Genomic DNA, 21990 nt, shown 5'->3' with positions numbered 1-21990 from the left:
GATGATACGGCAAGCACAATCAAATGACAAAGAGACAATCGTCACGATGATTGGTGAAGGCATGCTTTGGAGGACCGAAGAGATTGGCGATATCGTGGAAAAAGCTACGGTTTACATCTGGGAGGAAAACGATCAAATCATCAGCTGTGGCACATATGATTTGAACTCCTCCGGCGAAGACGGAACAGCAGAAATATACGTCTATACACGACCAGACCATCGAAAGCGAGGAATCGGCTCTCGGCTGTTCGATAAGCTGTGGCTGGAACTGCAACAGCACGAGGAGAAGCCGACGGCAGTTATGGCTACCTACCGCGTAGACCACGGACAGGGTGCTGATTTTTTTGCCAAGAGAGGCTTTGCTTCTATCTGGGGACATCATCTGATGAAATACACAGGAGAGATCGGGCCGGAACCGACACTCGATGTACGAAAGTTCACCGAATCCGATATGGATATGTACATCCAATCGCAGAGTGACGCTTACTACGAAGTGCGTAAAGGCATTGATCTTCAGCCATACCGTCTGGCGGATTATCCTGAGAAAACGATGAACGCATGGAAAAACTGGCTGTTGGGTGAGATGAGAGAGGACATTTATTTGTTCGAGCATGAAGGAGTATTCGTCGGGTCCTTGATCATCACAGGACATGGCGAGGTCTACGATGTGTTCGTAGATCCCGTGCATCAAGGCAAAGGCTACGGCAAAGAGCTTGTCCGTTTTTTTGTGAACCGGACGCTAGAAAAGGGTTTGAGGCCGCATCTCGTCACAGGTACCCACAATGAACCTGCGATTGCGTTGTACGAACGGACAGGCTTCCAGACGTTTCAAACGACCACGACAGCGAAGAGAGACTTCGCGTAATCCACTCATAAAAAAATGCCGCAAGGATAAGACCCGAGCGGCATTTTTCATTGTGACCGATAACCTATACTCCGAGCAGGAGCAGGATAATGGACGTCAGACTAAAGCAAACACTGATCAAGCACAGGAAGGTGACGACCTGTTTTGGATTGAGTCCAGAACGCAGCAGGCGATAATGAACCTGGCTTGCATCTGCTTGGTAGATCGGCTTTCCTTGCAGGAAGCGTTTGGTCACTACAAACAGATTGTCAAAAATCGGCACACCAAGTGCTAAAATCGGAATGAACAAGGAGAGAACCGTTGCCTGCTTAAAGGCACCATCCAACGCGATAACCGCCAAGATAAAGCCGAGGAAGGTCGCGCCTGCATCTCCCATGAAAATTTTAGCCGGTGGCTTGTTGTATCGCAGATAAGCCAAGGCAACACCGATCAGACTGATCGCCATGATCGCAGATGTGCTTTGTCCTTTTACCAAGGCGACCACGAAGAGTGTGCCTGCGGAAATCGCAGAAAGCCCTCCAGCCAAGCCATCCATGCCATCCGAAAAATTGATGACCGTCGTTACTCCGAAAATCCACAGGATGGTCAGGATGAACTGCAACCATTCCGGGAGCAATATGTATTCGCCACTCAATGGATTGTAAAAGCCGGAAAAAGTAATACCCGACAAGTAGACAATCACGGCGGCCGATACTTGGACGATCAACTTAGGCAGGGCGGAAAAATCCTTGCCTTGTGTTTTGTACCAGTCATCAATGGTACCGATAATAAGCAGCAGTAGTGAGCCTGACAGAACAGCAATCGTTTGCCCGGTCGATTCTTTCGAGAAGAGCAAAAACGATGCAGCAAAGCCGACAAAAATAGCGTAGCTGGCTGTCAATGGGATAGGCTCCCGGTGAATTTTTCTTTCCACGTCTTTACGTGGCTTGTCCACAAAATCAAGGCGAAATGCCAATTTAGCCAGAGGCGGAATCAGCACCATAACGATACAAAACGACAGGAAAAACGAAAGAGCGTACGTTATCGTGACCATCTCCTACAGGTAGTGAGCTTTCTAATGCAAAAATACTCGCATACTGTGTTGTTTGACAAGTCTATTATAGGAAGGATTCCAAATTTTGTCGACTCTTGTAATCATGTGAGGGTGAGGTACCAAAAAAAGTTGGTACTTATCTCCAGTAGTTCCGATCCCTATAATCCTTCGTAGGAGGGATCCACATGGAATACATCGCATTATGGTTTATCCTAGGAATCATTTTTTCCATAACACTCGCCGCGAAGCAGATCAGGGCTTGGCTAAAATTCGTTATATTCGGTTACTACCTCGTGCTATCTTACCTATTTGTCTCGCGTAAAGAACAGATATATAGTGAATATCATCGGGTGCCCGTGCCGGAGCAGTTCTGGGAAACCAACTCGGATTGGGTGGGATTCATGCTCGGCTTTTATTTTGTCCCATTTTTCCTCATCCTGCTGTTTATCTACTTTTGGCTGTTTCGAAATACCGACAGTGTGAAGAAACGGTTTATCATTGCTCTAACCATTGTACCCGCAGTGATTATCTATCTATGCTTGCTGTTTGTTTTCAGTATGTACGGCTATCGACCTTGATACGGAGGGGTTCTTATGAAGTCAGCGCTTTGTTATCGGGAAGGAATCGAGTTTTCAGAGGAAGAACGGCGTCAGCTGTCCCAATTGCTAATCGATGTCGTAGAGGATGGGGCTTCCCTTGGCTTTTTACCGCCTATGCAACTGGAAGAAGCACATGCCTATTGGACTTCGTTTCCCCATGAACATGTGAAAATTTGGGTAGCTGTACAGGAAGATGTCATCGTCGGAACCATCCAGTTGCATCTGGTGAGTCGTCCAAATGGATTGCATCGAGCAGAAATCGCCAAGCTGATGGTTCATCCTACTGCGCAGCGTCAAGGGATTGGACGTGGACTGATGCTGCTGGCAGAGGCCAGAGCCCTTGCTGAAAACCGCAGCCTCCTCGTTTTGGATACACGAGCAGGCGACCTGTCCAACCAGTTGTATCAGTCGATGGGCTATCAAGAAGCAGGACGCATCCCGGGGTTTTCCCGATCGGCTGATGGCAGCTTGCATGATACCGTCCTTTACTTTAAAACATTGGAATAGTTGTACAAGCTACAAGCGGGCGGTTAACAGGCGTCCGTTTTTTTGTTTTAATAGTATGAAAAGTTTCCAATGCTGGGAGGTTCTTATGAAGGTATCCAAGCTGAAGTCTGGTCAAAATGTCATCATCCGATTAGCGGAGCTGGCAGATGCTGAAGCCTTAGTTGCGTTCATACATCGGGTATCAGGAGAGACGGACAATTTGTCATTTGGCTCTCAAGAATGGACAGTAACCCCTGATGAGCAAAAAGAAAACATCAAAAGATTTCTAGAAGCTCATAATCAACTGTGTTTGATTGCAGAGGTGGACGGGAGGGTTGTGGGGAACCTGACTTTTCGTGGAGGGACCCGATCAAGAACGCAGCATGTAGGCGAATTTGGGATAAGCGTCTTGAAAGAGTTCTGGGGATCAGGGGTTGGGAGACTGCTACTGGAATCCCTGCTGGAATGGGCCAAGCAATCAAAGGTGATACGAAAAATCAATCTGAAAGTCCGTTCAGACAACGATTCTGCTATTCGTTTGTACAAAAAACTAGGCTTCAAGGAATTTGGTACGTTGACGAGAGAGTTTATGATTGAGGATACATTCTACGATTGTCTTTACATGGGCATCGACATAGACTGAGGAGTAGACCGTCAGGATTTTGACCTGACGGATTTTTTGATGAACAAAATGCTGATTATTCAAACAAGGGGAAAGGGGCCATCATGAAAAGGAAAGTCTCGACGGTTTTTTTGCAAGGAACACTGCGGGCAAAGATTCTCACGCTTTTTCTCTGCTTGATCGCAATCCCGTTAAGCTTGCAAGGAATCATCACGTACAACAAGTTTTCGGCTTCAACGGAATGGAGGACGGCTGAATACACAGGGCAGATTGTGGGTCAGATCAATCGCAACCTGGAGCGCAATATAAGAGAGATGAAGCGTTTATCACTCATGCCGCTCTACGATCCAGAAGTCCTGTCCATTTTAAAAGAAATTCAGACAAATACGTCGGCTACTTCTTTTCTCTCCATGGAAAAAAGGGAGAAGATGACGCTGTATATATCCAGTCTTTCCTATAGCCGACCGGAAGTAAAAGGCATTCAAATCATCGCGGGGAATGGCATGATTTTTTCCAATCTGGACCCTTCCGTCATGAAGAGCAAGGGAGATTTGGCAGAAGAGGGATGGTATTCGCGCGTGATCAAGGAACAGGGGGCAGCCGTCATTATTCCACAGCATCGGCCCGGCTATTATTTGGATGCCTCTGGTGAGCACTATGTGTCAGTGGCTCGGTTATTGCGAGAGCCGTATACGAAAGTACCGCTCGGAATCATTAAAATCGACATGAAAATGGACATGTTTGACCAGATCTTGTCCGATATGCCTTTTACCAAGGATGGGAGCTTGATCATCGTCAATGAGGGAAACGAGCTGTTTTATGAAAAGAGGGACAGCGAAGGCTCACCGGGTTATCGTACTTTGCTGCAAGAAACTGACGGGATCAATCGCGGGGATACGAATCAGATGATGATTCAGGGACAGCGATATCTCTTCGTGGACCATCAGTCGAGAGAGACGGGGCTTGTGGTGATTAGTTTAATTCCGCTCGACGTCCTGCTCGCAGAATCCAATAGCTTGCGCAGTTTTACGATGCTGATTGCGGCGCTATTTTTACTCGTCGCTGGCGGACTCGCGATTTATTTTTCCTATTCGCTCAGCAAGCCGCTCGTTCAATTGAAAGAAAAAATGCTGCAAGTAAAGCGAGGTAACTTCCATGAACGAGTTCCAGTCGATTCCCAAGACGAGATCGGGAAGCTGAGCGAGCAATTTAATCAGATGGTCGAGGAAATCAACCGCCTTGTCAATGAGGTCTATCTCAGTAGCTTGCGTGAGCGGGAGGCGGAGCTAGCGGCCTTGCAGAGCCAGATCAATCCGCATTTTATTTACAACACACTCGAGTCGATCAATATGATGGCGATTCGCTCAGGTAATTACGATGTGTCCGACATGGTTTCTTCGCTCGGAAAACTCATGCGCTATACGGTCGCTCGAGAGGATGGGCACGTTTCGCTGACGCAAGAACTCGTATCGTTAGAATCCTACGTCCGTATCCAAAAGATTCGTCTGGGAGAGCGCCTCCATGTGTATATGGACGTGGAAGAGAGCTTGTCGGATCAGCGTATCCCGAAGCTGCTGTTACAGCCATTGCTTGAAAATGCAATTGCACACGGGATTGAGCATCAAGAACTGGGAGGGACGATATGGCTCACGGCGCATTGTCAGGAGGGTGTGATGCAAATCAGCGTGAGGGATAATGGCAAGGGAATGTCTGAGCAATCATTACGTCATCTACTTACAAGTCTGCGTACGCCTATGCAGCAGCATGAGATGACAGGAAACGCACACAATGGGACGGCATTGCGAAACATTTCCCAGCGGCTGACCTTATTGTTCGGGGATGAGTACGGGCTGACGATTGTGAGCAGTCCGGATCAAGGCACGGAAATTACGATGAAGATTCCGCTCGATTTTCAGAAGGGAGAATCACGCTATGTACAAAGTATTGCTGGTGGAAGATGAACGAATGATTCGGGAAGGCTTGAAAATGTTAATTGAAAAAGGAACATCTGGTTTTGCCGTCATGGCAGAAGCGGAAAATGGAAAGGATGCCCTGCATTTTCTGCGCACGGAAATGCCTGATTTAATTGTGACGGATATCCGCATGCGGGAAGTCGACGGCTTGGCGCTAATCGGGAAAATTCGGGAGATGTACGAAGAGCTGCCCATCGTGATTATTAGTGGCTATGGTGATTTTCACTACGCACAGAAAGCGTTGAAGTACAAAGTCTCCGATTATCTCTTGAAGCCCATTGATCGATTAGAGATGGTGAGCACGCTCACAAAAATCAGACAAGCGTTGGATCGCAAAAAGAAAGTCAGGGAAGAAGTAAACAGCGTCGACGGCAGCCATCGAGAAGAAAGACAAATCATTCGCAAGGTAAAAGCATTTATTCACGATCATTTGGACGGTGATCTGAGACTCCAGACACTGGCGGAGTCTGTTCATTTGAATCCGATCTATTTGAGTCAATTGTTCAAGATCGAGACGGGGGAAAATGTCTCTGACTACATCACGCAGGTGAGGATGAATCGCGCCAAGCAGCTGTTACACGAGACGAGCCTGAAGGTGTATGATATCGCCCGCTTAGTAGGGTATCTGAGCGCGAAGCATTTCATGCTGGTTTTTAAAAAGGAAGTCGGGATGACGCCCGGGAGCTACCGGGATCTCGTCGGAAGTAAAGATCTTTAAATCTCATACCAAATCTAAATTCCGCGTGATTTATCTTACTATTCACTCAATTTTATACTGATGACAGGGAAAACAGATAAGGAGGTACGCCATGAAAAAGGCAATCCTGTTGGCATTGTCTACTGCTTTGACAGCGTTTACATTTGGGTGCAGCAACACCTCGACGACTCCCGGTGACTCCGCAACAGGCAAGAAAGAAGCAGTCGAGCTTACGTTTTTGACATGGGGCAACCAAGCCCACCAGGACCTGTATACGAAGCTCTCTGAAAAATTTACGCAACAAAACCCGACCATCAAAGTGAAGCTGGAATCTGTGCCATTCCCCGATTACCAGCAAAAGGTGACGGTGCTGGCTGCTGGTCAGGAGCTGCCTGACATCGGTTGGGTGTCTGAGCGAATGGTGCCGCAGTTTATGGAGAATGGGATATTGGAAGATGTCTCGGATGTAAAGAACGACGCTGCTTTTAAGCTGGACGACTTTATTCCGTCGACGCTTGAGCTGTTCCAAAAAGATGACAAATTGTACGGACTGCCGTTTTCTACCCCGCCTACCGTGATGTTTTACAACAAAGACTTGTTTGACAAGGCAGGCTTGAAATCGCCGAACGACCTAGCGAAAGAAGGAAAATGGACGTGGGAGGAATTCGAAAAGTCGGCGCAGGCGATCTCGAGCGGAACTGGGGCGAGCAAAATCTACGGGGTCAACTTCTTCCGCGATTGGAAAACGTGGATCATCCTGTCTTCCTATTCATGGTCAAATGGCAGCGGCCCGTTCAACAAAGAAATGAATCAGTTTACGTGGAATGACCAATATGGAGTGGAGACACTCAGCATGCTCCAACGGATGATGTTTACCGATGGATCGCATCCGAAGGCGGGGGAGCAGGTCAGCTTTGAATCAGGCAAAATTGGCATGTTCTTTGATGTGTACAGCTACGTTTCGAAGGCGCGGACGATCAAGGACTTCAAGTGGGACATTGCTCCCATGCCAGCGGGTTCAAAAGGCTCGGCACCGATGCTCGGTCAGGCAGGGTATTCGATTTTCAAAGGAACAAAGCATTTGGAGGAGACCAAGCTATTCCTCAAGTTTCTCGCGAGTGAGCAGGGTGTCCAGGAGACCTCGACCTACTTTGTACCGCCGCGCTTGTCCGTGCTGAATTCCGATCCGTTTTTGAATGTTCCAGGCAATCCTGACCCTGCACACATCAAGCAGGCGGTTATCGATGAAATGCCTAAGGCACACCTGCAACCAGGTCATGTGGACTGGCAAAAAATAGATACGACAATACTGGCTGGTTTTGATCAATTATTCGGTCAAACGGCACAGCCTGCGGATATCGTGAAGTCGCTGGAAGAGAAAGTCAATCCGATCCTGAAAAAGTAAGCTCGTCACAACGGTCTGGGATACAGGCCGTTGTGATTTGAGAGGGAGGTTACGATGAATCGTTTTCGACAGGCACTGGAAGAGAAGCCGTTTCTGCTCATGGTCAGTCTCCCGCAAAACGACGAGAGCTTAGCCAGAGCTGCCATGGAGGAAGGCGCAGATGGCTTGAAGATGCACATCAACGTGTACCATCGTGCCAGTGGCAACCGGTTCGGTCCTCTGGCTGAATATACGGACTTTCTCCAAACGATACGCCGCCAGTTCGCAGGGCCGATTGGCATTGTTCCGGGCGGGTCCATGGAGGAGCTCAATCCCGAGGAAATCAAACAGTTCGATTCGCTGGGAATCGATTTTCTCTCCATCTATGGTCATCATTTGCCAGCGTCCCTATTAAAAAATGAAGGGGTGGCGAGTACGTTTGCCATCGATGATCAGTTTGATTTGAACCGATTGGATGCCGTGAAGCATTTTCCCATGACCGCATTGGAGGCTTCGATTATTCCGGGGAGTGAGTATGGCACGAGGCTTACATTTGCCGACCTGCTCACCTATCGGTACATCGTAGAGAAGGCAGGCATCCCCATCATCGTCCCGACACAGCGAAAAATTGTGGCGGAGGATATGAAAGCTCTGCGGGAAACGGGAGTTCGTGTCCTGTTAGCTGGAGCGATGGCGATCGGGAGGAACGAGGATGAAATTCGCCGTTCCATCCATGCATTGCGGAATGCGATTGACAACTAAGGAGGGATCGTATGGAGAGCAAGTTGAATGTCCCGCTCTCTCCTGACAAGAGAACAAGTGGCACAAGGAAAAGATCCTTCAGCCGGGAAGCGAATCTGACAGGATGGCTATTTATAAGTCCGATGGTCATCGGGTTTGTGGCGCTGTTGCTAGGTCCGCTTTTGCTCGCGCTGTACATGAGCTTTACGGATTGGCCGTTACTGGGGGAAGCCGAATTTATTGGTTTGGAAAATTACAGAGCGATCCTTCAGGATGCCGAATTTTGGACAGTCGTGGGCAATACATTTGCGTTCTCGGCTGGTCTCGTCCCCCTGAACATCGTGTTGGCTTTGGGGTTGGCCTTACTGCTCGTGCGCAAGCTCCCGGGGATCGGGATTTTCCGCACAGCTATTTTTGTGCCGGTCATGACATCGCTGATTGTCTGGGCGATTGTGTGGAAGTATTTGTTTGCGACAGACACAGGGTTTATCAATCAAATCTTGCAGATGTTCGGGATTACAGGCCCCTCATGGCTTTACAATCCAAAGCTGGCGATGCCAGTGGTGATCGTGACGAGTGTCCTGAAAAATGTGGGCTTGAACATGGTTCTGTTCATCGCTGCCTTACAGCAGGTGCCTGTTCACTTATATGAGGCGGCACGTATTGATGGGGCCAGTCGGACGCGTCAATTGTTTCAGATTACGATCCCGATGATTAGCCCGACGGTTTTTTTAACTACGTTGTTGACGATCATCGGCTCGCTCAAGGTGTTTGGGCAGATTTACGTCATGACTCAGGGGGGGCCGGATAACAGTACAAAGGTGCTCGTCTATTACATATGGGAGCGTGCCTTCAAAAACTTTGAATTCGGCTATGCGTCTGCACTTGCCTTTGTGCTGTTCTTTATCATTTTAGTCTTTACACTCTTGCAGTGGCAGTTTAGAAAAAGGTGGGTGTTCCATGAAGAGTAATCGCCACGGAATACAAGCAGGCAAGTTATTGGGGATTGGCGGTCACTATGTAGCGTTAGGAGCGATCTCCCTACTGATGCTGGTGCCTTTTTTGTGGATGCTTTCTACATCGTTAAAAGAGCCGGCCAAAATATTCGTCTTTCCGCCAGAGTTTATCCCTTCATCAATCCGCTTGGAGAACTACACGGAGGTTTTGGCGAATACGCCGTTTCATCTGTTCTATTGGAACAGCCTGTACATTGCGATTCTGGTCACGGTTGGAACGGTATTATTCGCCTCGATTGCGGGTTATGCGTTTGCCCGAATTCCGTTTCGCGGACGCAATATTGTCTTTCTAGTGCTACTGTCGACGATGATGATTCCGCATGAAGTGACGTCGATTCCGATGTTTTTGTTCATGCGCATGCTAGGGTTTATCAATACGCATGTGCCGCTGATCGTGCTTCCCATTTTTGGAGCAGGCGGAATTTTTGGTGTGTTCGTCATGCGCCAGTTTTTCCTCGGGATTCCGAAAGAACTGGAGGAGGCGGCGATGATTGATGGCTGCTCGCGTTGGCGGATTTACTGGAGCATCATGCTGCCACTGGCGAAGCCAGCTATCGCGACGCTGACGATTTTTACGTTTTTGACGAGCTGGAACGAGTTTTACGATCCACTCATTTTCATCAACGACAGAGAGCTGATGACGCTGCCGCTCGCTTTGTCCTTGTTTACCGATGAAGTAGGGACAGCTTGGCATCATCTGATGAGTGCGTCCGTCATGGCGACCTTGCCGCTTTTGATCGTGTTCTTTTTCGCCCAAAAGCAGTTTATCGAGGGTGTATCGATGACGGGTCTAAAAGATTAAAGGAAGTTCAAAATATCGACTTTTGATCACGAAGTAATTCTGGAAGCTTCTCGGCATCGAAAATGACGTTCACCTTCGAAGTTCGGTGCTCGTGTAGGTCTTCTACACTCCGCTCCTGCTTCTTCAGGTTCTCGCCATTTTCTCGGTGCTGAAAAGTCGACATTTTGAACATGGATTGAAAATAAGTTCAACAAGGAGTGAGTGCAGATGGATCGTGTAGTAGAAGCAGATGTGGTCGTGGTAGGCGGGGGACCGGCAGGAATCAGTGCCGCACTCGCCAGCGGACGATTGGGAGCCAAAACGATCCTGATCGAGCGTTACGGCTTTCTCGGAGGGATGTCGACGATTGCGCTCGTTTATCCGTGGATGACGTTTCATACAGAGAAAGGCGAGCAAGTCATCAAAGGAATTGCGCAGGAAATCGTCGACCGCTTGCGAGAAAAGGGGGGATCGCCTGGACATTTGCAGGATACGGTGGGATTCGTGAGCACAGTCACGCCATATCATCCGGAAATTTACAAGCTGGTCGCTGTGGAAATGCTCAAGGAAGCGGGCGTCAAGCTGTTTGTCCACAGCTTTGTCGATCAGGTGAAGGTAGAGGGGACAGAGATTACTTCGGTTACACTCACCAGCAAATCGGGCAAGTATGAGATTAAGGCCAAGGTGTTCGTCGACGCGACAGGAGATGCAGATATCGCCTATTTAGCGGGAGCGCCGACGAGCAAAGGGCGGGATGTAGATGGTCTGACACAGCCGATGACCATGAAGTTTCGCATGCGCGGCGTCGATCTGGAGCAGGTCAAGCAGTACATGCTTGATCATCCGGAGGAGTTTTATCACAAGACGCCGTTTGCACAGTTGCCGTCCATTCCACTGACAGGTGTCCAAGGCTTTTATACGCATTGGAAGATGTCAGGTGTTCCGATTAATCGGGATCAAGTTCTGTTTTTCACAGGGCCCGAGAGTGATGAAGTCCTGATCAATTGCACGCGGGTACAGGGGCTGGATGGAACAGATGTCGAGGACTTGACGGAAGCGGAGGAAGAAGGGAGACGTCAAGTGTTATTGATGTCTGAATTTTTAAAAAACAAAGTCCCGGGCTTCGCGAAAGCATCTATCTCCGCAGTCGGAACGCAAATTGGAATCCGCGAGACACGCAGAATCGTCGGAGAGTACAGCTTGACGATCGAAGACGTAGTCGCGGGTAGACGTTTTCCGGATGTCATCGCACGAAGCGGCTATCCGGTTGACATTCACGATCCTTCTGGTAAAGGCGTAGTGGCAGCAGATATTGAAGGAGAGGGCGCTTATGACATTCCGTATCGTTGCCTGATCCCTCCGTCCATCGACAACCTGCTTGCGGCGGGGCGTTGTATCTCTACGACACATGAGGCGCTGGCTACGACCAGGCTTACCCCGAGCTGTATGGCTACAGGGCAAGCAGCAGGTACAGCAGCGGCCATCGCATTTCATGACATGACCATTCCGCGATTGATTCACGTGGCAAAATTACAGGAACAATTGCGTCTAGCGAATGCCGTTCTCGATTAAACCTTTTCATTTTGAAAGGAGATTGGATCTATGAAAAAGTTGCGCGTTGTCATTTCAACACTGGCTATGGCAGCACTAGTAACAGGCATGGTTCCATTTACGCAGACGAGTACAGTTGCAGCGAAAAAAGCATCACCAAAGCCAATTGCCAAAGTCGCCCTTGTCCCCCTCGATGATCGTCCGGTCAATACGTATTTTCCGCAAATGTCAGCACGGGCAGGCGGGGTGGAGACGATTATGCCGGATGAAGACATGCTCGGTCACTTTATGACCCCGGGCGATGGGGAAGAAATTGGCGATTGGCTGATCAAACAAGCAAGCAAAGTGGACGGCTCGGTTATCTCTGTCAGCATGCTGGCATATGGCGGGCTAGTTGCGTCCCGTACCGATCAACAGTCCTATGAAGATGCCTTATCAAATATCGAAGCCATTAAGAGACTGAGAGACAAAAATTCCAAAAAGCCGATCTACGTCTTCGATACGATTCAACGCTTGGCGGTAACGGCAACTGATCCCGAAACATTGAAGTACTATGAGCAAATCAGAGAATGGGCTATTTTATACGATGAAGTGCACAATCTCGGCATGACAGAAAAAAAGGATCGGCTCGATCAGTTGGAAAGGGAGATTCCCGAGTCTGTGCTGGAAGATTACTTGAATGCCCGCGAGCGTAACCACAAGATTAACTCCTTGTTGATCGACTGGGTGGAAGATGGGACCATTGATTATTTAGTGCTGGCTCAGGATGACGCTGCTCCTCATGGTCTTCACCGGGCAGAACGGGAGACCTTGGTCAAAAAAGCAAAGGAGCTGGATGTAGAGGATCGTGTAGCGATTTTCCCTGGAGCGGACGAAGTAGGAACCGTCTTGTTGAGCCGATTCTCCTTGAACGAAATGCGCATCCATCCAAAAGTAGCAGTCGAGTATTCGGGTATAGACGGCAGTGAGTGGACAGCGCCGTTTGAAGACACGACCTTTGATGTAAATGTCGAGAAGCATATTATCGCAGCAGGCGGCAAGCCCGTTCGGGATGAAGACGATGCAGATATCGTATTAATGATCCATTCACCGAAGAAAAAAGGCCAGAGCAACGCAGAGAGACGCGAAGACCTGGATGAGTTCGTCGAAGATATCAATGATCTTCTGGAGGAAGGAAAGCAGGTCGCAATTACAGACGTTACGATTACAAATAAAGCTGACCCTGAGCTGATCGAGCGACTACAAGAAGAAGTAAAGCTGCCGGAACTTTTCGCCTACACGGCATGGGGAACGGCGGGAAATAACATGGGAAGCGCGTTGGGACAGGCGTTGCAACGATCAGCCTTTTTGGAAAAAGGAAATCAGTTCGGTGTGCCCTTAACGGTAGATGCAGCAGAAACCCATATCAATCTGCTCTTGTCATCGTTTGTAAATGACCATCATTACCGAAATGAAGTGATGGCAGGAGCACGTGACCTCGTAAAAGAGTTAAAGGGAAATGAGTGGAATCTCGGAGATGACTACGACGAAGTCAATGATTTTGTGAGGGATGCACTGACTCCACATGCGGAAGAATGGTACGAAAACTATTTTGCCAATCAATCGCTGGTTATTGGAAAGAGAGGCAAGAATACGTTTGAAGGCGAAATCGTCGACGTAACGGATATGGAGATTAAGCTTCCTTGGGAAAGGTTGTTTGAAGTCTTTGTCGGGCCAGAAGTGAAGATTGAAAGGAAGTAAGCTTTAGAAAAGGCCGGTCTATTTTTCGAATCTGCACATATCATGTCTCTATCGCTATAAGAAGGTGACGAGGATGGAGACTCTACAATGGTTGTATGTGCAGTATGACTTGGAAATGTATGTGCGGGTTGTGGTGAGCGCGATTCTCGGTTTGTTCATCGGGTGGGATCGCTCGCACAGAAACAAGCCTGCTGGGCTGAAAACGTACATGTACGTATCCGTAGCCTGCACGCTCATCACACTCGTTTCTATTTACAGCACAAAGCTATACAGCGCGCCTGGCAACGGAACGATGATGGACCCGATGCGCTTGGCTGCACAGATTGTCACAGGTCTTGGCTTTTTGGGAGCAGGTGTCATCTTGAAGGACGGTTTGAAAGTAAAAGGACTGACCTCCGCGGCCATGATCTTTTTCGCTGGAGGGATTGGCATAGGGATCGGAGCCGGATTTTACGGCATTGTGATATTCTCGGTTATCATTGCCTTTGTACTCGCACGAATCAGTCAGCGTGTGGAAGATGTCCAGCACAAGCGGTTAGGGAAGTAAATCATGGAGAAGCGGTGCAGAGAAGTTTCCTTGCGTCGCTTTTTTTGCATGAAAAGGGACTGAAGTGGGGGAAGAAGCGAATTTCCAGTCTACGCTTCGGCCTACGCCCCGCAAGGGGGTATGACTGTCCGCTTCGGAAAAAATGGCGGGAGCGCTTCAAACGCAGAAGTCTCGAGGAGGTAGTCCATAAGTGAAGCTGAAATTCCCCGCCATTTTTTCCTACGCTAGGGTGGGCTCCAGAGGCGCTTGGACTGGAAATTCGCTTCTTCTACGCAGCTGCTCGTTCTTGTTTGAAAGCAAATCGTAGAAGGTGAATACAGTGCAATGCAATGCTCTCAAAAACTTCTTTGTACAAACGTGCAAAACATGTGGCAGGGCTTCTCCCGACCACTACAGCCAGGAGGACAACAACTTAGGGGTTTTGATTCAATCGATTTCATACTATGCTAACGTTAGAATATTTCAAATAGGATGAGTGCCTCCATGAGCAAGTGGTTTGTAAGTCTATGCAATCTTGTCGTTATCATGGTGATCGGGATGCTCGCCGTGACGCCATTCGCTAATGCCGTGGAACAATCACCACAGGCCAAACAAGGCGTGATAGATTTGCGTGGCGTGGATTGGGAAGACGGCGACACGATTTGGCTGGATGGGGAATGGAGTTTTTACTGGCGGCAGCTCCTCGCCCCAGGTCATTTTGAATCTCGTGCTTCCGTACAAGAGTACATGCAAGTACCTTCATCTTGGGAGCAGGGGGCTGGGAATCGAACGGATATATCCAATCAGGGATACGCTACGTATCGACTGCTCATGCAGTTGGATGAGCAAAAGTCAGAAAGACCCTTCGCACTCTATATGCCCAGCGTCGCAACGGCCTACAAACTGTGGATAAACGGCAAGGCTGTGGCCGAAAATGGTGTAGTCGGTGAGGATTTAGCGAGTATGACCCCCAAAAATTATCCCAAGGTCGTCGTGTTTCAACCAGATCAACCACAAGTGGAGCTTGTTATTCACGTCTCTAATTTTGTCCAGCGAAAAGGTGGCCTGTGGGAAGCCATTGAGCTGGGGCATGCTGAGCAAATTATGCGGAAGCGTGAAGCCAACATTATCTACGCAGGCATGATTGCGGCATCCTTGTTAGTCATGGGCATCTATCATTTCGGTTTGTATATGACACGCAAAAGAGAGAGTTCGACTCTCTATTTCTGTGGAGTCAGTATTGCGGTCGCGGTCCGCATCTTATTTTTGGGAGAGACGATGGCTGTTAGCTTGTTTCCGCAGATCCCATGGGAAATGGTGGTCAAGCTGGAGTACATATCTTCTCTTCTCACGCTGATCATGCTCGCTTATTTTGTCCATTCGCAGTATCGGGCATTATTTAATCGTTTCATTCAGAGAGCTTGCGTCTGGACAGGGCTTCTCTTTATTCTCTTCGTGCTTTTTACCCCTGCTAGAATCTATACAGAATGGATTTATGTAGGAGAAGCGTATTTGTTGCTTAACTATGGCTACATGCTCTTCGTTTATGGACGGGCCATCGTTCAAAAACAGCCAGGCTCTGTCTTAAATGGAATCGGTCTCCTCGTATTTTTTACCGCAGTCGTCAATGAAGTGTTGTTTTACGCACATCTGTCTCCGTTTGAAAATGCAATTCCGTTCGGCTTGCTCGTTTTTTTACTCACCCAAATGATGAATTTGTCCATGGTATTCGCCCGCTCCTTTGCCCATGTCGAGCAGCTTTCCGAAGAGCTCGCGCAGACAAATGAATGGTTGGAGCAAAAAGTACTGCAACGGACACAGGCACTCGCGGACAAGAATCAGGAGCTACAAAGGATGGAGGAGTCACGGCGCATGCTGCTCTCCAATATTTCGCATGAACTGGGGACGCCGCTCACGTCGATTCAAGGGTTCATCAAGGCGATGATTGACGGTGTGGTCAAGCCGAATGATCCGAAATACTTGGGGATCATCTATGAAAAAACAATCTATTTGCATCGAATCATCACGGATTTGTTTGAGTTGTCCAAGATGGAGTCGCGGCAGCTTCGCTTTCATTTTCAGCCATTGTCACTAGTTGGATTTTTCCGTGGCTTGTACGAGAAGCATTTACTCGATATGCAGGAGAAACAGCTGCAATTTATGTGGGAAGCACAGGAGGATCCAGATGCGGAGTGCAAGCTTTTGCTGGTGGCTGATCCGATTCGCCTGGAGCAGGTCATGAGCAATTTGCTTGTAAATGCGCAAGCGTATACGGCACCAGGCGGGGTCATCAAGCTACAGGTGGAGTGGGAGCTTGCTCTGGATGGGACAGGCGAGGCAACGATCAAGGTAATAGACACAGGGGCCGGAATACAGCAAGAGGCGCTTCCTTTTGTGTTTGATCGATTTTACCGGGGGAGCGAATCTAGAAAGCTGCGGACGGCAGGAGTGGGGCTAGGTCTGGCCATCTCCAAAGAAATTATCGAAAATCATCACGGGAAAATCGGTGTACAGAGTAAAGCGGGAGAGGGAAGTCTCTTCTGGTTTTCGCTTCCAGTCCACTGGAAGGAAGAGAGTGAAGAGGGAGGAGAGAAGGTGAGATGAGCAACGAGGTAGTCCTGTTGGTAGAAGATGATGAGAGCATTCGTGAATTGGTCAGGCTCTATTTGCAGGCTAGTGGTTTTCAGGTGCGAGAGGCAGAGGATACGAGACAAGCGCAGGCCGTGATGCTGATTGAACAGCCGGATATGGTCCTTCTTGATATTTTGCTGCCGGATGGATCGGGTCTAGAACTTTGTCAAATATGGAGGCAGAGTGGAATTCATGTGCCTGTCTTGTTTTTGAGCTGCAAAAATGACACGGAGGATATGATTGCTGGCCTGGATCTTGGTGGTGATGATTATGTGACCAAGCCCTTTGATCCCAATCTGTTGATATCACGGGTGAAGGCGCATTTGCGCAGGAGGAGCATGCAGGGAGAAAACAGCAAAGCTTTGTTGTCGCCAAAAGGACTGATTGAGCCTTTGACCAAACGAGAGCGGGAGATGCTTCACATGATCAAAGCCGGGTATACGAATCAGGAGATCGCACTGCATTATCAAATATCGATTGGTACTGTCAAAGGATACAACAACCAATTGTTCAGCAAGCTCGGTGCCAAAAACCGGACACATGCCATTATGCTCGCAACTCAGTTCGGCTTTTTTACGTGAGCCCTAACTTTGGGTGGCTCTCACGATTTTTCCGATGATATTCCTCTGACAAACGCGCGTTATGCTGGAAGAGTAATCAAAATCCGGAAAGGATGCGTGCGCGATGAGAGATGAAAGACTAGGAAAAATAGCAGACAACTTAATTTCGTACAGCCTAGATGTGCAAGCCAAACAGCATATTATGATCATGGTCGTGGATGAAGGAGAACCGCTGGCAATAGAATTGGTGAAGCGGCTGTATGCGAAGGGAGCGTATCCCCACCTGCGCTTTGTACGGCCAAAGATCCAGCGGGAATGGCTGAAAGGGCTAACGGAAGAGCAGCTTGCCCAGACCGTTCAGTTGGAAAAGGACATGTGGTTTGGCATACAAGGCTATATCGGAATTCATGGCGAGACGAATGACAGTGAGATGAAGGATGTTCCGCAGGAGAAGTACCGCCTGTACGCAGAAGCGTATGATTCCATTTTTCATTATGTCGACAATCAAATTACGGGACTGCGCATTAATTACCCGACCTCAGCCCTTGCCCAAAAGGCCAACATGACGACAGAAGCGTTTGAAGATTTTTATTTCAACGTATGTTCGCTCGATTATCAGAAAATGGCTGAGGCGTGCCAGCCGTTGTACGACCTCATGGACAAAACGGACAAGGTGCGCATCGTGGGACCGGGGACAGACTTGGCGTTTTCAATCAAAGGGATTGGGACGCGGACAGCGGTAGGCAAACGCAACATACCCGATGGCGAAGTGTATACCTCTCCCGTGCGTGATTCGATTCACGGGACGATCAGCTACAATACGCCCAGCAATTTCAAAGGTACGACATTTGAAAACATCCGGTTTACTTTTCGGGAAGGAAAGATTGTCGAGGCGTACGCTAACCATACGGACAAGCTAACGGAAATATTGGACACGGATGAAGGTGCACGCTACATCGGTGAATTCGCCATTGCGTTTAACCCGTACATTTTGTACCCGATGGGCGATACTTTGTTTGATGAAAAAATCGCCGGCAGCTTCCATCTCACACCGGGTCGTGCCTATGATCAGGCGGATAACGGCAACCGCAGCGCGATTCATTGGGACCTGATCTGCATTCAGCGTCCGGAATACGGTGGCGGCGAAATCTGGTTTGACGATGCACTGATTCGAAAAGATGGAAGGTTTGTGCATGAGGCGCTGCTGGGGCTGAATCCGGAGCAATTGATTCTGTAGGGGAGGGCGATAACCCTCCTCCTTTATTTGAATTTGAAAACCATTACGCCTGCGATCATGATGACGATTCCGATGATTTTGTTCAATGTGATCGGAACCTTTTGCAAGCCGAACAGGCCGAGAGAATCAATGAGAAGAGCGACGAGTAATTGGGAGATGAGTAGAATCGATACGGCGTAGGCAGGGCCGATGGTCGTAATGCCTTTCATCACACTAAAAACGATGAGCGCCCCGAAAACGCCTCCAAGCAAATACACCTTGTTGACTTCCCCGATGCTTTTCCAATCGCCATCGCGAACGTAGAGAAAGATCGCGAACGATACAAGAAAGCCTAAGGCGTGAACAATCGCATTGGTTTGCCACAGTCCGAGCTTTGTACTGGCTTGCGCATTGAACACGCTTTGCAGACAAATAAAAACGCCAGCGAGTAACGAAAAAAGAATGCCTTGCACAATATGACCTCCTATATGGTTGATTACTCATAGATGTTTCCGCTCGCAAGCTCACTGACTTTTTCTCGATCCTTGATAATCAGTGCGCCTTTTTTGCGTGCAATCACGGATGCGGCGCAAAGATTGCGGATAACCCGATTCAAATGTCGGTAGCTGGTACCCAACAGCTCGGCAACTTCTGTCAGCTTCGCCGTCTTTAGCTCCTCGGAAGCAGTCGACCCTGTGTCGCTGGACAACGTGGAGAGCAAATAGCTGGCAAAGCGATTTTCAACGGGATACAACAGGTTCAGGCTGGTTGAGTTCGATGATGTTTGCAGCTTGTGACTGATTTTATGTAGAATGAATTGCAAAAAAGGCGGGTGACTCTGGTAGTTTTCCTGCAAAACTTTGAAAGGGAGACTGACCACGAGACTGCGATGGACAAACTCAACCGTATTGCGGACCTCGCATTGTGTGACATACTCGACGTCTCCGATAATCGCCAGTGGATTGTTAAAGCGCAGCAACAAAGATTTTCCGTTAGGGAGCGTCGTGAAAATTTTGATTTTTCCCTTCAGAATGAAGTACATGTGATGAAGCTGATCGCCCTTCGAACAGAGGATATCACCCTTCTCAGCCTGATACAGGCGCATTTCATGAAGGGTAATGGCATCAAAAATATCGGGCAAGGGACTATTTTGCACCAGCGAATGCAAAAGGGTGCGGTCGTGAAGTTCTTTCATCTATCAAGCCTCCTGCTAGTTTGCTTGCAGGCTATACCCTCTTTAGTAAAAGGTATTTGCGCGCGAAAAAAAAGGACATATGTCCTTTTTTTCATTTAAACACAGAAGACGCGTAGCAGGAATATTCGGATAGATTCGAGAAGTACAATTGTCGAGATAAGTAGGAAAGAGAGAAACGAAGGAGTGGGTCACATGACTTTGCCTGTAAGTGAAAGAATCATTGGATTTGTAGGAACGGGTGTCATGGGGAAAAGCATGGCAAACCATTTTCTGCAAGCAGGATATACAGTGCTGGTGTACACGCGTACAAAGGAAAAAGCGGCAGATTTGCTGGCAGCCGGTGCGATCTGGAAGGAACAGGTCAGTGAGCTGGCAAAAGAGGCAAACGTCATCATCACAATGGTCGGCTACCCATCTGATGTCGAGGAAGTGTATCTCGGCGCAGACGGAATTGTGGCAAATGCGAAGCCAGGCACTTATTTGATCGATATGACGACATCGAAGCCGTCGCTGGCGAAACATATTTATGAGGAAGCCAAAAAGCACGATCTGTATTCTCTGGATGCGCCTGTCTCCGGTGGAGATGTGGGAGCACGGGAAGCACGACTGACCATCATGGTTGGTGGCGATCAGGAAGTATTTGATGCGATGGAGCCTGTGTTTACGATCATGGGGACAAACGTCGTCTTGCAGGGCGGACCAGGTGCAGGTCAGCATACCAAAATGTGCAACCAAATTTGTATTGCCACGAACATGATCGGTGTGTGTGAAGCGATCGCGTATGCGAAAAAAGCAGGTCTGGACCCGGAGAAAGTACTGACGAGCATTGGAGCGGGTGCCGCAGGCAGCTGGTCGCTGTCGAATCTGGCACCGCGCATGATCGCGGGCAACTTCGCACCTGGCTTTTACGTCAAACATTTTATCAAGGACATGGGCATTGCATTGGAAGCAGCGGAGGAAATGGGGCTGATGACACCAGGACTCGCGCTCTCCAAATCGCTCTATGAAGAACTGGCAGCAAATGGCGAGGCAGATAGCGGCACGCAAGCTTTGATCAAATGGTTTGAAGGCAAGTAAAGACAAAAAGGAGCCCTTTTCACGAGGGGCTCCTTCTCTATGTCCATCCGTCACGTGTTGACTTGTACATCTCGTACATCTTTTGGGACGGATCTATTTTTGGTAGGGGGTTGTTCCATTTTCTTCACTTCTAAGATGTCTAGCAAGAAAACAAAGGACGGAATTCCGACAATCAGTCCCCATACTCCAAAGAAATGCTCGGAAAAGATCAGGACGACAAACGTATAGAAGATCGGCAAGTGAGTCTTCGTTGCCATCAAGCGAGGATTCAACACATATGCCTCAAGCGCATGAATCAACATGATGAAAACGAGCAAATAAACGACGGTTGCGATACCACCGACGCTAAAGGCGATGGCACTGAGCGGAATCAAGGAAATGGCGACACCTGCAACCGGAATGAGCCCCAGGATGAAGACCATGATCGCGAGTCCCAAAAGATTTGGAAAGCCCATGATCCATAGACCGATGACAGTAAAGGTCGTATTGAATAAGGCGATCAACAGCTGTGTTTCGATTACTTTACCAAAAGTCAGGATGAATTTTTGGCTGAAGTAGGCGATTTCGTTGTATAGCCAGGATAATTTGCTCGTGCGAAATTGAGCGGTAAACGTAACGACATTGTCTTTGCCAAGCAGGAAAAACAGACTCAGAATAATCGCCAGAAAGACATTGAACCCTACGTTTCTGACCACTGCGAGAAAATCAAGGCTGCCTTGAACGATGCCCTTCATATCTAGCTTCCCAACAACAGACATCAGATAGGGGGCAAACTCATTGTTCTGATTTTGGTGGTACACTTGCTCGATGACGTGGAACAATTGTCCGGTTTGGTGAATAAGTGCCGGAATGGCTTTCATCCCACCGAAAACGAGAAAGAACGTTAGCAACATATAGAGAAAAATGAGAATCAGCTTGGGATGGATCGGCACGACTTTGTGTGTGAGACGTGTGAGATATTGATGCAGCCGATTCATTAAATAGGTAACTAAAAAAGTTAGCAAAACCATGTTCAGCATACTTCCCAAGGAGTAAAGCAACAAACAAAACAACGCCAAAATCCCAAATCGTCTTACATCCGGCTTTTGCAAGGCGGCAGCAAAGAAATTCATGGGAACATCCTTTCCAAGTGCTCTTTTCAGCACTCCCATCCGTATACGATGATTATACTGCGTCGGTGTGAACAATTATAGCACGCTTAAAAGCGAGTTGACTGTAAGAAAAGGTTCCAGTTGTTTGAAAAAGGGCATCGAAACTATTTCACCCTACGTAGCGTCAAAGGAAGGGAATGTTTCCC

21 protein-coding genes are annotated in these 21990 nt (G+C 48.4%); 17 read left to right on the top strand and 4 right to left on the bottom strand.

Annotated features, from left to right (window positions below; all coding sequences use genetic code 11):
- Nucleotide 1: 1 nt before the first annotated feature.
- On the top strand, nucleotides 2–865 hold the full coding sequence (locus ACQ5DJ_RS09650) for a GNAT family N-acetyltransferase (protein WP_429842262.1): 864 nt from the start codon (nucleotides 2–4) through the stop codon (nucleotides 863–865).
- A 64-nt stretch (nucleotides 866–929) separates the two neighbouring features.
- Here ACQ5DJ_RS09650 and ACQ5DJ_RS09645 read toward each other — a convergent pair whose 3' ends face one another.
- Nucleotides 930–1898, bottom strand: a complete 969-nt coding sequence (locus ACQ5DJ_RS09645; protein WP_106653894.1) for an MraY family glycosyltransferase — start codon at nucleotides 1896–1898, stop codon at nucleotides 930–932.
- Nucleotides 1899–2083: 185 nt separating this feature from the next.
- On the opposite strand from ACQ5DJ_RS09645, the gene ACQ5DJ_RS09640 reads away from it, so the two are divergent.
- The 15 genes from ACQ5DJ_RS09640 to ACQ5DJ_RS09570 all read left to right on the top strand — a co-directional run bounded on the left by ACQ5DJ_RS09640 (nucleotide 2084) and on the right by ACQ5DJ_RS09570 (nucleotide 18442).
- Nucleotides 2084–2476 carry a hypothetical protein gene (locus ACQ5DJ_RS09640; protein ID WP_429842261.1) on the top strand — a complete coding sequence of 131 codons (393 nt, stop codon included), beginning with the start codon at nucleotides 2084–2086 and terminating at the stop codon, nucleotides 2474–2476.
- A gap of 15 nt (nucleotides 2477–2491) precedes the next feature.
- Nucleotides 2492–3004 carry an N-acetyltransferase family protein gene (locus tag ACQ5DJ_RS09635; RefSeq protein ID WP_429842260.1) on the top strand — a complete coding sequence of 171 codons (513 nt, stop codon included), beginning with the start codon at nucleotides 2492–2494 and terminating at the stop codon, nucleotides 3002–3004.
- Nucleotides 3005–3089: 85 nt separating this feature from the next.
- On the top strand, nucleotides 3090–3626 hold the full coding sequence (locus ACQ5DJ_RS09630; protein WP_429842259.1) for an N-acetyltransferase family protein: 537 nt from the start codon (nucleotides 3090–3092) through the stop codon (nucleotides 3624–3626).
- Between the two features lie 83 nt (nucleotides 3627–3709).
- Complete coding sequence (locus ACQ5DJ_RS09625) at nucleotides 3710–5566, top strand: cache domain-containing sensor histidine kinase (RefSeq protein WP_429842258.1); 1857 nt, start codon at nucleotides 3710–3712, stop codon at nucleotides 5564–5566.
- Nucleotides 5538–6296: a response regulator transcription factor gene (locus ACQ5DJ_RS09620; protein ID WP_429842257.1), complete on the top strand. Its 759-nt coding sequence runs from the start codon at nucleotides 5538–5540 to the stop codon at nucleotides 6294–6296. Before ACQ5DJ_RS09625 ends, ACQ5DJ_RS09620 begins: the two co-directional genes overlap by 29 nt.
- Nucleotides 6297–6387: 91 nt before the next feature.
- Nucleotides 6388–7680, top strand: coding sequence for an ABC transporter substrate-binding protein (locus ACQ5DJ_RS09615; protein WP_429842256.1), 1293 nt, complete (start codon nucleotides 6388–6390; stop codon nucleotides 7678–7680).
- A 54-nt stretch (nucleotides 7681–7734) separates the two neighbouring features.
- Entirely contained in the window at nucleotides 7735–8421 is a 687-nt protein-coding gene (locus ACQ5DJ_RS09610; RefSeq protein ID WP_429842255.1) for a hypothetical protein, read from the top strand.
- A gap of 11 nt (nucleotides 8422–8432) precedes the next feature.
- A complete protein-coding gene (locus ACQ5DJ_RS09605) occupies nucleotides 8433–9371 on the top strand; it encodes a carbohydrate ABC transporter permease (protein WP_429842254.1) in 939 nt (312 codons plus the stop codon).
- Nucleotides 9361–10218, top strand: coding sequence for a carbohydrate ABC transporter permease (locus tag ACQ5DJ_RS09600; protein WP_429842253.1), 858 nt, complete (start codon nucleotides 9361–9363; stop codon nucleotides 10216–10218). Before ACQ5DJ_RS09605 ends, ACQ5DJ_RS09600 begins: the two co-directional genes overlap by 11 nt.
- 207 nt (nucleotides 10219–10425) lie before the next feature.
- Nucleotides 10426–11769, top strand: coding sequence for an FAD-dependent oxidoreductase (locus ACQ5DJ_RS09595; RefSeq protein ID WP_429842252.1), 1344 nt, complete (start codon nucleotides 10426–10428; stop codon nucleotides 11767–11769).
- A gap of 30 nt (nucleotides 11770–11799) precedes the next feature.
- Nucleotides 11800–13488: a DUF4127 family protein gene (locus ACQ5DJ_RS09590; protein ID WP_429842251.1), complete on the top strand. Its 1689-nt coding sequence runs from the start codon at nucleotides 11800–11802 to the stop codon at nucleotides 13486–13488.
- A gap of 73 nt (nucleotides 13489–13561) precedes the next feature.
- Nucleotides 13562–14035, top strand: a complete 474-nt coding sequence (locus ACQ5DJ_RS09585; RefSeq protein ID WP_106785905.1) for an MgtC/SapB family protein — start codon at nucleotides 13562–13564, stop codon at nucleotides 14033–14035.
- A gap of 483 nt (nucleotides 14036–14518) precedes the next feature.
- Nucleotides 14519–16618 (top strand): ATP-binding protein, encoded by a 2100-nt coding sequence (locus tag ACQ5DJ_RS09580; RefSeq protein ID WP_429842250.1) that lies wholly within the window; start codon nucleotides 14519–14521, stop codon nucleotides 16616–16618.
- The gene (locus tag ACQ5DJ_RS09575) at nucleotides 16615–17226 is read left to right on the top strand and encodes a response regulator (RefSeq protein WP_429842249.1); all 612 of its coding nucleotides are present in this window, start codon (nucleotides 16615–16617) and stop codon (nucleotides 17224–17226) included. Before ACQ5DJ_RS09580 ends, ACQ5DJ_RS09575 begins: the two co-directional genes overlap by 4 nt.
- A 103-nt stretch (nucleotides 17227–17329) precedes the next feature.
- Entirely contained in the window at nucleotides 17330–18442 is a 1113-nt protein-coding gene (locus tag ACQ5DJ_RS09570; RefSeq protein ID WP_429842248.1) for an aminopeptidase, read from the top strand.
- Between the two features lie 23 nt (nucleotides 18443–18465).
- Here ACQ5DJ_RS09570 and ACQ5DJ_RS09565 read toward each other — a convergent pair whose 3' ends face one another.
- Nucleotides 18466–18894, bottom strand: a complete 429-nt coding sequence (locus ACQ5DJ_RS09565) for a DMT family transporter (protein ID WP_429842247.1) — start codon at nucleotides 18892–18894, stop codon at nucleotides 18466–18468.
- Between the two features lie 23 nt (nucleotides 18895–18917).
- A complete protein-coding gene (locus tag ACQ5DJ_RS09560) occupies nucleotides 18918–19616 on the bottom strand; it encodes a cyclic nucleotide-binding domain-containing protein (RefSeq protein WP_429842246.1) in 699 nt (232 codons plus the stop codon).
- Nucleotides 19617–19808: 192 nt separating this feature from the next.
- Here ACQ5DJ_RS09560 and ACQ5DJ_RS09555 point away from each other — a divergent pair, with 192 nt between their 5' ends.
- On the top strand, nucleotides 19809–20693 hold the full coding sequence (locus ACQ5DJ_RS09555; protein ID WP_429842245.1) for an NAD(P)-dependent oxidoreductase: 885 nt from the start codon (nucleotides 19809–19811) through the stop codon (nucleotides 20691–20693).
- A gap of 50 nt (nucleotides 20694–20743) precedes the next feature.
- Here ACQ5DJ_RS09555 and ACQ5DJ_RS09550 read toward each other — a convergent pair whose 3' ends face one another.
- Nucleotides 20744–21805 carry an AI-2E family transporter gene (locus ACQ5DJ_RS09550; RefSeq protein ID WP_429842244.1) on the bottom strand — a complete coding sequence of 354 codons (1062 nt, stop codon included), beginning with the start codon at nucleotides 21803–21805 and terminating at the stop codon, nucleotides 20744–20746.
- Nucleotides 21806–21990 lie beyond the last annotated feature (185 nt).

Source organism: Brevibacillus sp. FIR094 (assembly GCF_050477165.1).
Taxonomy (GTDB): domain Bacteria; phylum Bacillota; class Bacilli; order Brevibacillales; family Brevibacillaceae; genus Brevibacillus.
This window is presented reverse-complemented; position numbering and strand designations above follow the sequence as displayed.